At 65.8% G+C, this 13,626-nt stretch carries 11 protein-coding genes; 8 read left to right on the plus strand and 3 right to left on the minus strand.

Going from position 1 to position 13,626, the window contains the following annotated elements:
* Positions 1-25: 25 nt before the first annotated feature.
* From NRB56_RS37100 to NRB56_RS37110, 3 genes are all read right to left on the minus strand, one after another.
* Positions 26-946, minus strand: coding sequence for a LysR family transcriptional regulator (locus NRB56_RS37100; RefSeq protein ID WP_153349052.1), 921 nt, complete (start codon positions 944-946; stop codon positions 26-28).
* Between the two features lie 114 nt (positions 947-1,060).
* Positions 1,061-1,867 (minus strand): MBL fold metallo-hydrolase, encoded by an 807-nt coding sequence (locus tag NRB56_RS37105; RefSeq protein WP_153349053.1) that lies wholly within the window; start codon positions 1,865-1,867, stop codon positions 1,061-1,063.
* 275 nt (positions 1,868-2,142) lie between these two features.
* Positions 2,143-2,943: a hypothetical protein gene (locus tag NRB56_RS37110; protein WP_153349054.1), complete on the minus strand. Its 801-nt coding sequence runs from the start codon at positions 2,941-2,943 to the stop codon at positions 2,143-2,145.
* Positions 2,944-3,716: 773 nt separating this feature from the next.
* Here NRB56_RS37110 and NRB56_RS37115 point away from each other — a divergent pair.
* The 8 genes from NRB56_RS37115 to NRB56_RS37150 all read left to right on the plus strand — a co-directional run bounded on the left by NRB56_RS37115 (position 3,717) and on the right by NRB56_RS37150 (position 13,614).
* Entirely contained in the window at positions 3,717-4,913 is a 1,197-nt protein-coding gene (locus NRB56_RS37115; RefSeq protein WP_153349055.1) for an ABC transporter substrate-binding protein, read from the plus strand.
* A complete protein-coding gene (locus NRB56_RS37120) occupies positions 4,817-7,744 on the plus strand; it encodes an ABC transporter permease subunit (protein ID WP_319944084.1) in 2,928 nt (975 codons plus the stop codon). The genes NRB56_RS37115 and NRB56_RS37120 overlap by 97 nt, the downstream gene beginning before the upstream one ends.
* A complete protein-coding gene (locus tag NRB56_RS37125; RefSeq protein ID WP_153349056.1) occupies positions 7,741-8,469 on the plus strand; it encodes an ABC transporter ATP-binding protein in 729 nt (242 codons plus the stop codon). The genes NRB56_RS37120 and NRB56_RS37125 overlap by 4 nt, the downstream gene beginning before the upstream one ends.
* A gap of 265 nt (positions 8,470-8,734) precedes the next feature.
* Complete coding sequence (locus NRB56_RS37130) at positions 8,735-9,373, plus strand: TetR/AcrR family transcriptional regulator (RefSeq protein WP_194291132.1); 639 nt, start codon at positions 8,735-8,737, stop codon at positions 9,371-9,373.
* Positions 9,374-9,847: 474 nt separating this feature from the next.
* The gene (locus NRB56_RS37135) at positions 9,848-9,988 is read left to right on the plus strand and encodes a hypothetical protein (RefSeq protein WP_153349058.1); all 141 of its coding nucleotides are present in this window, start codon (positions 9,848-9,850) and stop codon (positions 9,986-9,988) included.
* Positions 9,989-10,000: 12 nt separating this feature from the next.
* Positions 10,001-10,771: an SDR family NAD(P)-dependent oxidoreductase gene (locus tag NRB56_RS37140; protein ID WP_153349059.1), complete on the plus strand. Its 771-nt coding sequence runs from the start codon at positions 10,001-10,003 to the stop codon at positions 10,769-10,771.
* Positions 10,772-10,794: 23 nt separating this feature from the next.
* Complete coding sequence (locus NRB56_RS37145) at positions 10,795-11,904, plus strand: phosphotransferase family protein (protein WP_153349060.1); 1,110 nt, start codon at positions 10,795-10,797, stop codon at positions 11,902-11,904.
* 147 nt (positions 11,905-12,051) lie between these two features.
* The gene (locus tag NRB56_RS37150; RefSeq protein WP_153349061.1) at positions 12,052-13,614 is read left to right on the plus strand and encodes an AMP-binding protein; all 1,563 of its coding nucleotides are present in this window, start codon (positions 12,052-12,054) and stop codon (positions 13,612-13,614) included.
* The last annotated feature ends 12 nt before the right edge of the window (positions 13,615-13,626 follow it).

The following is a 13,626-nucleotide window of genomic DNA, read 5'->3' on the forward strand; positions in this document are numbered from 1 at the left end:
GGCTTCCCGCGGTCGATGCCGATGCTTACACCAGTTCGTTGTGGCGACTGGTGACCTCCTGGAACAGGGCGGTACGGACGGCAGTGAACGCTGGTCGCGAAAGAACATCACGACGGGCCGCGAGAGTGAATTGCAACCGTGAGCGATCGGCAATTTCGGTGATCTCCTCGAGTTCTGGCGCGCGCAGCGCCATGAACTTGGGGATCAAGCCGATTCCCGCACCGCGTGCGGCGGCTTCGAGTTGGGCGAAGATGTTTGTGGTCGTGAACTGGGCGTCGATTCCCGGAGCGTACTGACTCAGATCAAGGTCGCCGACCTGGAGCAGGGAATCGACGTAGAAGATCAGCGTGTGGTGGCGAAGGTCGTCCGTCGAGGCCGGTCGTCCGTGCCGCCGCAGGTAATCGGCGGTGGCGTAGAAGGACAGCCGGTACTCGGCCAGCGTCTCGGTGAAAAGTCGTCTGGTCACCGGTACTCCGACAGCGATCGCGAGGTCGAAGCCCGACTGGTGCAGGTTGAGCTGGCGGGTGGCGGTCACCATCTCCACATTCAGCTCCGGATGGTGGCGGCGGAGACGTGCCAGTGCAGGAACAGCGAATACCGCTGAGAATCCGTCGGGGACGGTGAGGCGGAAATTGCCCCTGATCGCGTCCTCCGGGTCACCCTCGACCGCACGGGCGACACCCTCCAGGGCCGCTTCGATCGGCCGCGCCTCGGCCGCGATCGTGCGCCCGAAGTCGGTCAGCTCCCATCCGTCCGCGGCCCGCTTGAGAACGCTCGAACCCAGGGTTTTTTCCAACGCCCGCAGCCGGCGCGACACGGTGCTCGTGTCCACGCCCAAGTGGTCTGCTGCGGCTCCGAGGCGGCCGAGATTCGCCACCGCCAGGAAGTAGCGGAGGTCATCGGTGCGCAGCTGACGCAGCAATTTGGACGCGTTCAGGACCGCCATCCTTATTGTGGATTCAGGACTGGAGCTGACTATGCTCGATTGTGCATGGACTCGAATCCGGGCAGGGCACAGGGTGCCTGGAGGCAGTGAGCGGACCTGACGGCCTTGAACTGTTCATCGGGTGGAGACCGGGCGCCACCGGAGCAGACCATCACCGTCTCGGACGATGCGACCGGCGCGGTTGTCGGGGAAGTGGGCTCCGAACGCGAGCGCCCCGCTGCGCTCCAACTCCTCGGCGAGCTGATGTCGGGCGCGGGCTGCTTCGACACGGTCCTCGTCGAGTTGACTTGTCCAACCGCTCTCGATGAGCAGGAGCGGGTGGTGTGCGGTGTCCCCGAGCAGGATGACCGATCCGTGGGATGTCTCGACGTCGACCACACAGTTGCCCGGGGTGTGACCGGCCATCCGGCGCAGGACGACCGAGTCCGCGATCTCGGTGCGTTCGCCGTCGGCGAGCACGGCCGTGTCCGACACCGTGCTGATGACCTCCGATACGCCTGCGGCCCCTCCACCGGTCGGTGCGTCGGTGCGGACCCAATCCCAATCGGCACGATGGAAATGATGGCGGGCGTGCGAGAAAACGGGTTCGCCCCGCCGCGCGACCCAGCCCACATGGTCGATGTGCAGGTGGGTCAAGACGACGTCGGTGATGTCGTCGGGGGAGAAGCCGAGCCCCGCGAGGGTATCGAGCAGTTTCCCGCTCGACTCGATCCCGGCGGGGGCCTCGGGGCCCAGGCCGGCGTCGACGAGGATGGTCCGGTCCGATGAACGGAGCAGGAAGCCACCCATCGGCATCACCCACCCGCCCTCGAACGCCGAGGTCTGCCAGTCCTCGGCTGCCGAGGCCGGCGGTGCGAACAGCGCGCCCGGCTCGACGCGGGCCTCGGCGTCGATGACAGGGTCGATGCGAGTGACGGACACGGATTTCTCCCTGGGTTAGTTAGGTGGTCAGCTGGGCACTGCCGAACCGAACGGTGCGCCTACTGGCACACCGTTACATCTTCACTTGCCGAAGCCCCGGAGATTCGTGATCATTGCGAATGACTCGAATCTCCGGGCTCCTGACCATTCTCGTCCGCGGTACTTTCGTGGCCACGCTTCCCCGGGCTCAGGGCCGGGCGGGATCAGCGCGGAAAGTGGACCCGAAGAGGTCCGGCTTTTCCGGGACCGCTCGCGAGATCTGGGAATGGTACTGATCAGTGTGCGGGCTGAGGATCCGCGGGCGGCACGATGGGCGCGTTGATCGTCTGGAAATACTGGAACAAAGCAGCGACCGCTATCGGGCCACCGACCAGCAACGTTCCGCCGATGGCGCCCAGAGCTCCGAACAGCACGGCACCGCCGAGGCATGAAGCCACCGGACCCGCCCCGAGCAGCCACGCCACGGGTGCGGTCGCCGCAGCACCCACGACGAGTCCACCGACACACCCGACGCCGGCGCCGACGATCGTCCCGAACATGCCGCTGAGCAGGGTCGCAACCGACAGTTGCTGGGTCAACGTGCCCAGTGCATCGGCCGAACGGGCATCCGGATTCGGGTAGGAAGCAGCGATCTGCTGCACACCGTCGGCAACCTGGACGACGCCCTCGCGCGGAAGATCGGTCGCCGGCTTCGCAGCCGCCGGAGTCGTGTCGGGGGTCAGCACGACTGTCTTGTCGACCACCTCGGCCTTGATCGGGTGATCGAGGTTGTCCATGCGGTAGACCAACGGGACGCCGGCGACGGGGCTGCCCGCCGGGTCGAGGATGTCGAGACGATCGTCGTGTACCGCCAGCGAACCGAGATCGGTCGACAGCACCACGGACTTGCCCTCGATCTTGGCGGTGTAGTGGAGTGCCGTACCCCCGGCCGCGCTTGCCGGGGGTTCCGCGGAAGCGATCCCACTCCACACGCCCGTTGCCGCCAGCGCCATTGCAGCCGTTACCGCAATTTTCCGGTTTTTCATCTTCGATCTTCCTTCATCGGGAGAACCCATGCAGATCCGACCGGGGATCATCCGATCGGACGATCACCCGGATCCGATTGCATCCTGGTCATTTCATGCGACAACCGACCCGAAAAGTCCGGCGTCTTGATGCGGCGCATTCTGTGCGCCACGTAATCGTCCGCATCTTGTCGCTTCAGCGCGTTGCGTCGTAGTGATCGCGTGCATCGCACGCGATCACTACCGCAAGCTTGATCGCAGCAATAGGTATGCGAGGTGCGGATCCTCGCTGTCGACCTCCTGGCCGGTTGAGATGAACGATCGTAAAGTACATGAGATGCGCCACAGTGGCAAGGATTGATTTGACTCGATCGGAGACGTCCCGTAGTGCCTGGTCGAGGCGGTGCTGTGGTGCCGCGGTGGTTCTCGTGCGCCCGGCTCCGGGTCGGTGGGGTCGGGCGAGACCTTCGCGAAGCCCAGTGCCCGGCATGCCATACTTTGCGATCGTTAAGTAGCCGTTCGGCTGAGCAGCGCTCGACGTATTGCCACGTCGCGCCCTGTTTGACGCGACAACTACTCGGACTCGATGGATGGCCCAGGCATTGACAACCGGGCGACCGCGTGACTACTGTCACATGCGCCGTGTAGCGAACGCTAGCTCTCGAGCCAGTGCGACAGCCGGCGAAAGAGCGGGCGCGTCACGGCGGAACGCGACCCAGCCGGCTCGTCCTGCCGATCATCGTTCGATGACTTTCCCGCGCCTTAAGCGCAATTCCGCTCGCCGAATCCACCGGCGTCACATCTGAGGAGCATCCGTGTTTTACAAACGTTTGCGTGCACGGCACGTGGCCGGGCTCGCCGCTCTCGCGGCCGCGCTCATGCTGGTCGTCACCGCCTGTTCGTCCAGCGGCGGTGGTAGCGACGCGGACTCGCCGGGAGGAACTCCCATCGTCGTCGGCGCCATGTGTTCATGCACCGCGCAGATGACCGGTGGCGCGTTCAGCCTGCAACCGCAGGTGATCCAGGCATGGGTCGATCACACCAATGCCGGGGGCGGCATCAACGGCCACCCGGTGAAAGTGATCGAGCTGGATGATGCGGGGAACCCGGCCACGGCCCTGCAGAACGCGAAGAAGCTGGTCCAGCAGTACAAGGTGCCGGCCATTCTGTTCACCGAGGTCCTTCCGAGTGCTGCTGCTTACCTCAAGTCCACGGAGACCCCGCTCATCGGGTTCGACCTCACTTTCGGGCCGTATTCGTTCCCGAGCCTTTTCACCGTCGGGGCCGACGAGTGGACGGCCAGCGTCGCGGTGGGGGACATCGCCAAGCGGGCCGGCAAGCAGAAATTCGGCTACATGTACTGCAATCCAGGGTGCGAGCAGCCGCACGCAATGGCGAAGGCAAGCGCCGAGAAGTTGGGTATCGGCTACTTCGGCGTCCCGATCTCGCTGTCCCAGCCGGACTACGTAGCGCAGTGCCTCGCGGCCAAGTCGGCGGGCGCGGACGCGCTCGAGATCGGTTCGAACGGCAACGGAGTGTCGAAGGTGGCCGGTCAATGCGCATCCCAGCAGTACAACCCGATGCTCATCGGCGGTGCCTTCGTCGCCACGAAGAAGGTCCTGAACGACCCGGTCCTGAACGGCGAGAAGTTGTGGAGCTCTTACGCGAACTACCAGGGGGATTCGACGCCTCCCGGTGCGAAGGTCTTCTCCGACGCGATGCAGAAGTACGCCGGCGCGGCGTTCAACGACCCGGAGTTCACCCCCCAATACGAGCTCGCCTGGGCTGCCGGCCAGATGTTCAAGGCCGCTGCTGAGGCCGGGAAGATCAAGCCCGGCGCGACGGCCGACGACATGCGGCGCGGTCTGTATGCCCTGAAGAACGAGACTCTCGGCGGGCTCATCGCGCCCACTACCTACGAGCCCGGCAAGTTCTTCCGGACGCCGTGCTACTACGAGTTCACCATCGACAGCGGCAAATTGACCGGCGGCGACAAGCCGAACTGTGTCGATCAGTCGGTGCTCGACGCGATCACCGGTTAGACCCTCGTGCGGGTCACGACCCGCACGCACCCAGGGCGTTTCTCGGCTGGGGACACTCAGCCGGGACGCCCTGGAGATCCTCAGAAGGAAGAATCATGTCGACGTTACTGCCGTTCATATTCATCGGACTGGCGACCGGGTCGGTATACGGGCTCGCCGGAGTCGGCCTCGTCCTGACCTATCGCACATCGGGCATCTTCAATTTCGGCCACGGAGCCCTGGCCACGGTGTCAGCCTACCTCTTCTACAGCACCACGGTGTTGCACGGCTGGTCGCCGGTCTGGGCCGCCGCGGTGGCGATACTCGTCCTGGGGCCGGCCATGGGACTGGTTCTGGAACTGATCGCGCGGCGGACCCAGAGCGCCACGCTGGCGGTGCAGGTCGCCACCACGGTGGGACTGCTGCTGATCGTGCAGGGGACCGTCCTGCTCGTGTATGGCAACAGCACCGTCAGAGAGGTGCCGGCCTACTTTCCCGCTGGCACGGTCGAGGTCTTCGGCGCGTTCCTGCAGTACACGAACCTGGTGACGTTCGCGGTGACGGCTGTGGCTGTCGTCCTGCTGAGCCTCTATCTGCGGCGTGCGCGCCGCGGGATCGCCATGCTCGCGGTCGTCGACGACCCGGAATTGCTGGCGCTGTCCGCGACCAGTCCGGTCGCGACTCGTCGCTTCGCGTGGATCATCGGAGCGACCCTCGCAGCCGGGTCGGGTGTCCTGTTCGCGCCGCTCGTGCCCCTCGAACCGACCCGGCTGACCCTGCTGGTCGTCGCGGCGTTCGGCGCCACGGCGATCGGCATGTTCCGAAGTCTCCCGATCACGTTCGCGGGCGGGCTCGCCATCGGCGTCGTCGCGGCCCTGTGCACCAAGTGGTTCACCAGCGGAGTCTTCGCCGGTTTGTCCGGCTCGATCCCGTTTCTGGTCCTGTTCGTCATCCTGATCGCGTTTCCGAAAAGGAAGTTGGTGGCGCGGTCGCAGCTGGTCCCGCGCCGACGGCCGAGTTGGCGGGCACCGGCGCGTTTCCAATTGGGTTTGGGTGGTGTCGTCCTGCTCATGCTGGTACTGGTCCCCAGCTTCGTGGGCTTCAACGTGATCTACTGGACGTCCGGGTTGGCGCTCAGCATCGTGATCTTGTCGCTGTGCCTGCTCGTCAGGATGTCCGGTCAGGTGTCTCTGTGCCAGGTGACCTTCATGGCCATCGGGGCGGCCGGGCTGTCGCATCTCACCCAGGACCAGCACTGGCCCTGGGGCTTGGCACTGCTCGTAGCGGGCCTGGTTGCCGTGCCGGTGGGCGCTGTCCTGGCGATTCCGGCCATCCGACTGGGCGGTTTGTATCTCGCGCTGGCCACTTTCGGATTCGGCGTCCTGGTGCAGAGCATGTTCTACACGCAGAACTTCTTCTTCGGTTCCTCTTCATCAGGGGTTGTGCTGAGCCGGCCGAGTGTCGCCGGGCTGCAGGACGACAAGCCGTTCTACTATCTGGTCCTGATTCTCACCGTCGCCTGTGCACTGCTGATCGTAGGGATCTCGCGTGGCCGACTCGGCCGGTTGCTCCGCGGCTTGGCTGACTCACCGGCGGCGCTGGAGACGTCGGGTGCGACGGTGAACATCACCCGCGTGCTCGTGTTCTGCCTGTCCGCTTTCCTCGCTGCCATCGGCGGTGCGCTGTGGAGCGCCAATCTCGGCAGCGCGTCGATCGGGGACTTTCCGCCGCTGCAGTCGCTCCAGTACTTCGCGCTGGTCATCGTCTTGGTCGGCGGAGCGCCGTGGGACGGACTCGTCGGCGGCATTCCGTTGGCCGTCATCCCCGCCTATTTCCCGTCCGACTCGGTGTCCTACGTCCTCACCCTCATTTTCGGCATCGGCGCCGTGCTCTACGGCCTGACCGCGACGAACGACGTCGACTACTCGAAATTGCAAGGCGTGATCGACCGGCTCGCCCGCCGGAAACCGCGGGTCCAGGCGTCGGTTGACGAGGCCGAGCGCAGCGAGCTACTCACCCAGCTGCGGGCCGCGGACGGCGTGTTCCGCGCGCGGAACCTCCGAGTCACCTATGGCGGTGTGGTCGCCGTCGACGGTGTCCACCTCGAGGTTCCCACCGGCCGTATCACTGGACTGATCGGTCCGAACGGCGCCGGCAAGACCACGATCTTCAACGCGTGCTCAGGATTGATCCGCGCAGCAGCGGGCGACCTGACGATGGACGACCGTGATCTGTCCCGTCTGAGCGTTGCCGGCCGCGCTCGCCACGGCCTCGGCCGGACGTTCCAGCGGATGCAGTTGTTCGACTCGCTGACCGTCGCCGAGAACGTCGCGTTCGGGGCGGAAGCCGCGATGGCCGGTGCCGCCCCGCTGCGGCACATCTTCGGTCAGCCCGGCGAGCGCCGGCGCGTGGAAGTCGCCACCGAACATGCCCTGGAACTCTGCGGACTGGAGGAGTTCCGCTCGACCCACGTTGCCTCGCTGTCGACCGGCCAGCGGCGTCTGGTGGAGTTGGCCAGATGCCTCGCCGGAGAACACCGCATCCTGCTGCTCGACGAACCGTCGTCCGGACTGGACCAAACCGAGACCAGGCATTTCGCCGAGATCCTGCGCCGTGTCGTCGACGAACGCAACATCGGGATCCTGCTGGTAGAACACGACATGTCCTTGGTGCTGTCCGTCTGCCACAAGATCTACGTCATCGACTTCGGCAAACCCATCTTCGAGGGAACGCCGCGCGAAATATCGACCTCCCCGGTCGTCCGTTCGGTGTACCTCGGTGAGTCCGACTCGCACCCGCACCTGGACGACAGCGCTGCCCTCGTCCAATCCGGATCAGGAGAGCTGGCATGACGACCTCACAGGTACGCACAAGCAACGCCCTGGAAATCCGAAACCTCACCGGTGGCTACCGCGGCACCGAGGTGCTGCACGACATCACCATGGAAATACCCGCCGGAGCGATTACGGCTCTGCTCGGCGCGAACGGCGCGGGCAAGACCACGATGCTCCGGATGGCGAGCGGACTGCTTCGACCGACCAGCGGGTCGCTGATCTTCAACGGCCAGGACATAACCACGTTGTCACCGACGCGGCGAGCTGCGGCCGGGCTCTGCTTGATCCCCGAGGGCAAAGGCGTGTTCCCCAATCTCAGTGTGAAGGACAACCTGCGCCTGCAGATCCCACCGGGCTCGAAGTCGGCGTCCTGCGAAGAGGCGCTCGAGCTGTTTCCGGTGCTGCGCCGGCGCCTCTCCAGCCGTGCCGGCGAAATGTCCGGCGGTGAGCAGCAGATGCTCGCCCTGGCCCGCGCCCGCTTGGCGTCGCCGAGTCTGATCCTCCTGGACGAAGTCTCGATGGGACTGGCGCCTCGCATCGTCGAGCAGATCTTCGACGCGCTCAAAATCCTCTCCGAAGCAGGTGCCGCACTGCTCATGGTCGAACAGTATGTATCCCAGGCTCTTGAGATGGCCGAGTACGCATACATCCTGGACCGCGGCACGGTGAGTTTCGGCGGCAGTGCGGCTGAACTCGACGCCGATACGGTTATGCGCCGCTACCTCACGGAGGGGCACGCCTGACGCAAGTCGTCGCCACCAACTCCATCATCGGGCAGTTTCCGGTGCTGGAGTTGGTGGCAGCGGCGCCGCGCCGGCTGCGAGGATCGCATCCGGTTTATGAAGAGCCCGAGCCTGCGCAGCGTGCCGCCCAAGGTTTCGACCAGGGACGCCCGCACATCGTCACCAGAGCGAGTCGGTGCCTTCGGCTGTCGGTTGGGTCGTGGCGTTAGGATATAGCGGGCGCTCGTTCTTCCGCCCTCCGATGAATACTCAGAGGGAGGATCGCATGGGTCGCGCTGAGACGACGCGAACCGGCCGACAGGCGCCGCCGGCGTGGCTGGAGCATGAGGACCTGAATTTGCCGCCGATATTAGCGGCGGCTCTGGCGGACTTTCAGCAGCACGGCTATCACGGAGCCACCGTCCGCGGAATCGCGGGGCGGGCGGGAGCTACGATGACGTCGCTGTACTACCATTATGGCAATAAGGAAGGCATTCTGTTCGCCCTTCTAGACATCGCCATGGACGATCAAGTGTCTCATATTCACCTTGCACTCGAGGCTGCCGGTGACGACACTTTGACCAGGTTCAGGAATGCGATAACCGCTGTCGCCCTGCACGCCACCCGGCGCCACGATCTCGCGGTTTTGCACAGCGAGTTTCGTTTCTTGGGCGTTGCGATGCGCGAAAAATACGTTGCCAAGCGTGCCCTGGTCGAACAAGCACTCGAGGACCTGCTGAAGCGCGGAATGGCGGAGGGCCTCTTCGTGAAGGGCGATTCACACTTCACCACTCGCCTATTGCTGGACATGGTCGGCGGAATCGTCGGCTGGTATCGCGAGGACGGTCCGCTCTCCGCCCAGGAGATCGCCGAGCGCTACACCCAGGCCGCAGTCCGTTTCGTGTCGAGTGGCACCGTAGGCTGAGTGCTCGTCCCGAACCGCTGCTTACATCGCAATGGAATTGCAGGCGTGCTCGATGTGGCGCCTACTGTGCGCACGTTCAAGACCGCATGCTCAATTACTGCAATGGGTTATGCGAGGTGCGGAGCCTCCCCGCCGACCTCCTAGCCATTCTGGTTGAACGATCGTAAAGTACCTGACATGCGCCGCTGTGGCAAGGATCAGTTCGACTCGGTCGGAGGCGTCCCGTGCGAGCCGATAGAGGTCCGTGCCGCCACGCCGAGGCGATCCCCGCCTGCTCGGTTTCGGCACCGGTTCATTGCACACTCCCATGGTTGACCACGCGCAAAGCCGACGCCGACCTCTTCCGAGCCGCTTCTCGCGTCGGATTGGAGTGGCAGCGTCGCGGAACGACAGCGGATGGGTCCGACGGCCCTTGACAGGATAGGACAGCGCGCCTTACTTTACGATCGTTCAGCCAGCTTTGGAATGAGGATTATGCTTCGAACCACGTACACCGAAGATCGCTCCCGTGTCCGGTTGCTGGCCACGCTGGCGCCTCGGACGCGCGACGGCGGGGTCGGCTATGGCCCGCGGTCGATGCGCCTGGGTGACGGCCTCATCGAGCTGTTCGGCTGACGGGGGGCGACGATGGAGTCGGATGTCTTCCCCGGGTTCGGACTCGACGGCAAGGTGGCCCTGGTCACCGGTGGTAGTCGGGGCCTGGGCCGCGAGATGGTGCTGGCGTTCGCCAACGCGGGCGCGGATGTGGTGATCGTGTCGCGCAAACTGGACGCGTGCGAGGAGGTCGCCGCCGAGGTCCGGGAACGGACCGGACGGCGCGCGCTCGCGGTGGCAACCCACGTTGCGGAATGGGCGGCGCAGGACAGCCTGGTCGACCGCGTCTACGAGGAGTTCGGCCGGCTGGACGTGCTCGTCAACAATGCCGGGCTCTCACCGCTGTACCCGAGTTTGGACCAGGTGTCGGAGGAGCTGTTCGACAAGGTCATCGGCGTGAATCTCAAAGGTCCGTTCCGGCTGACCGCGCTGGTCGGGGCACGCATGGCAGCGGGCGAGGGTGGTTCGATCATCAACATCAGCAGCATCGCGGCCGAGCGACCCGGACCGAAAGAGTTGCCGTACGCCGCGGCGAAGGCCGGGCTCAACGCGCTGACCCAGGGCTTCGCGCAGGCCTACGGTCCATCGGTTCGGGTGAACGCGATCATGCCGGGTGCGTTCCTGACCGACGTCAGCACGCACTGGGACATGGAGGCGGTCGAGAAACTGCTGGTTCGCTACCCGCTGCGCCGGGCCGGACGCCCGAGCGAGATCGTCGGGGCGGCCCTGTATCTGGCGAGTGAAGCGTCGAGCTTCACGAGTGGGGCCGTCCTGGCCGTCGACGGCGGGCGAACGGCACAATGACGAGCTCGCAGGAAGGCTCCTCGATGACGCGGGGATTCGAAGCCGGTACGGAGCCCGTCCCGGACTCGTCCACGGGGCGTGTCGATGTCGACCGGCTCACCGGCTGGCTCGACGCGAACGGGGTCGGTTCCGGACCGATCACCGGTCTGGTGCCGTTGGCAGGCGGCACCCAGAATCTGCTGCTGCGCTTCACCCGCGCCGGCCGGGACTACGTGCTGCGCATGCCCCCGGAGCACAAGCGGGCCAACAGCGACTCGACCATGGTGCGGGAGGCGACCGTGCTCGCCGGGCTCGCCGGCTCGGATGTTCCGCACCCCCGGTTCGTTGCCCTGTGCGAGGACTTGGACCTGTTCGGTTGCTGCTTCTTCGTGATGGAGGCGGTGGACGGGTACTCGGCCATGTCGGAGTTGCCGCAGGTCTTCCGTGAGGACCCGGCCTTGCAACGGCGCATGGGCATGTCGCTGGTCGACGTCCTGGCAGCACTGGGTCGGGTCGACCCGGTGGCAGCCGGCGTCGCGCACTTGGGCAACGCTGACGGATGGCTCGAACGGCAGGTCTCGCGGTGGCAGCGTCAACTCGACTCCTACGCCGAGTTCGAGCGGTGGCCGGGCCCCGAGACCCTCGGCGATGTGGCCGGACTGGGCCGGTGGCTGCAGGCGCGGGTGCCCCGCAGCTGGCGCCCCGGCGTGATTCACGGCGACTTCCACCTCGGCAACATCCTCTTCAGCCGTACCGCCCCCGAAGTGGCCGCGATCCTCGACTGGGAACTCGCCACGATCGGCGACCCGCTTCTGGACCTCGGGCACCTACTGGCCACCTGGCCCGGCCCCGGCGGGCCCGGGCGCACCCCTCCTGCCGCGCCGATGCCAGGACTGCCGGACCGCGCCGCGATCATCGAACGCTACGCGGCCGGCAGCGATCGAGACCTGGGTGCGGAATTCGTCCTGATCGACTGGTACCAGGCCCTCGCCTGCTACCGGCTCGCCATCCTCCTGGAAGGCAGCCATGCGCGGGCTTCGGCCGGCCGGGCGCCCGCCGAGATCGGCGCGCAGCTGCACCGTGCGGCAGTCACCCTCGTCGAACAGGGCCTCGGCCTCGCTCGCGGGGCGACCGGGCTACCGCACTCAGAGTGAGAGACCACGATCGATGACGACGATGGGCTGGGACACGTAGGACCCATGCGGCTGGGCGGTGTCGACCACCTCGCTCCGGCCGCGCGGCCGACCTCGTCATGAGACCGGGTCGCTACGGACGAGCCGGTCGGAAGAAAGAAGGCAGAGATGTATCCGGGCAAGTACGCCGTCGAGCGAGCGGACCAGCCATGTTTCATCATGGCGGGCACGGGCGAGACCGTGACCTACGCCGAATTCGAGGCGCGGACCAACCGCCTCGCCCATGTTCTGCGAGAAGCCGGGCTCGGCTTCCGCGACCACTACACGGTGTTCATGGAGAACAACGCCAGGTACCTGGAGGCCTGTGGGGCGGGCGAGCGAACGGGGCTCTACTGCACCGCCGCGAACTCGCATCTCACCGCTACCGAGCTGGCCTACATCCTGGAGAACAGCGAGTCCAGGGCGCTGATCGCGTCCGCGGCGACGCTGCCCGTCGCCGCCGCCGCGGCCGCGCAGGTCCCGGCGGTCGAGCTGCTGCTGGTGGTGGACGATGCCGGCGTGCTGACCCCTGCCGATCGCGGTCGTTTCCGGGACTTCGCCGACGCCACCTCTGTCCACCCAGACACTCCTGTCGCCGACGAGCGACGTGGCCGGGTGATGCTCTACTCCTCGGGCACCACGGGCCGTCCCAAGGGCATCCTCTACGAGCTGCCGGATGTACCACCGGACACGCTGCTCGACCCACAGGAATTCCTCGCGTCGCTGTACGGCTACCGGGAGGGAATCACCTATCTCTCGCCCGCCCCGCTCTATCATTCCGGCCCGCAGGGCGCCGTCGGCTTGACCATCCGGATGGGTGGCACCGTGATCATCATGGAGCGCTTCGACGCCGAGGAGTACCTCCGCCTCGTCGACAAGTACCGGGTGACGCACTCGCAGCTCGTGCCGACGATGTTCTCCCGCATGCTCAAGCTGCCCGACGAGGTCCGGCTCTCCTACGACGTGTCTTCGCTGGAGGTCGTGGTGCACGCGGCGGCGCCCTGCCCGGTACCGGTCAAGGAGCAGATGATCGACTGGTGGGGGCCGATCATCCTGGAGTACTACGGCGCCACTGAGGCGATGGGGTTCGTCGCGTGCACCTCGGAGGAGTGGCTCGCGCACAAGGGCACCGTCGGACGGGTGGTGTTCGGTGAGCTGCACGTCTGCGACGACGACATGAACGAGGTTCCGGCCGGCATCACGGGCACCTTGTGGTTCGTCATGTCGAAGCCGGTGCGGTACTTCAACGACCCGGAGCGCAGCAAGGAGGCGCACTCTCCCGACGGCCGGATGTGCACGGTCGGCGACGTCGGCTACGTGGACGAGGACGGATTCGTCTACCTCACCGACCGCAAGACCTTCATGATCATCTCCGGCGGTGTGAACATCTACCCCCAGGAGACCGAGAACCTGCTGATCACGCATCCCATGGTGGCCGACGCGGCGGTGTTCGGCATCCCGCATCCGGACCTCGGCGAGGAGGTCAAGGCAGCGGTGGAGCTCCTGCCGGGGGTCGAGGCAGGGCCCGAGCTGGCGGACGAGTTGATCCAGTTCTGCCGCGACAACCTCTCCCGGCACAAGTGTCCCCGTTCGATCGATTTCGAGGACAAACTGCCGCGGTTGGCGACGGGGAAGCTCTACAAACGCCAGTTGCGCGACAAATACTGGGCCGACGGCCCCGCACGCATCTGATGAGCAACCTGA

It is taken from the genome of Nocardia aurantia (assembly GCF_009604425.1).
GTDB classification, from domain to species: Bacteria; Actinomycetota; Actinomycetes; order Mycobacteriales; family Mycobacteriaceae; genus Nocardia; species Nocardia aurantia.

Excerpts from the sequence above, each read along its gene's own strand:
- NRB56_RS37100 (WP_153349052.1), bottom strand. The coding sequence starts at position 946 with ATGGCGGTCCTGAACGCGTCCAAATTGCTGCGTCAGCTGCGCACCGAT.
- NRB56_RS37110 (WP_153349054.1), bottom strand. The coding sequence starts at position 2,943 with ATGATCCCCGGTCGGATCTGCATGGGTTCTCCCGATGAAGGAAGATCG.
- NRB56_RS37125 (WP_153349056.1), top strand. The coding sequence starts at position 7,741 with ATGACGACCTCACAGGTACGCACAAGCAACGCCCTGGAAATCCGAAAC.
- NRB56_RS37130 (WP_194291132.1), top strand. The coding sequence starts at position 8,735 with ATGGGTCGCGCTGAGACGACGCGAACCGGCCGACAGGCGCCGCCGGCG.
- NRB56_RS37135 (WP_153349058.1), top strand. The coding sequence starts at position 9,848 with ATGCTTCGAACCACGTACACCGAAGATCGCTCCCGTGTCCGGTTGCTG.
- NRB56_RS37140 (WP_153349059.1), top strand. The coding sequence starts at position 10,001 with ATGGAGTCGGATGTCTTCCCCGGGTTCGGACTCGACGGCAAGGTGGCC.
- NRB56_RS37145 (WP_153349060.1), top strand. The coding sequence starts at position 10,795 with ATGACGCGGGGATTCGAAGCCGGTACGGAGCCCGTCCCGGACTCGTCC.
- NRB56_RS37150 (WP_153349061.1), top strand. The coding sequence starts at position 12,052 with ATGTATCCGGGCAAGTACGCCGTCGAGCGAGCGGACCAGCCATGTTTC.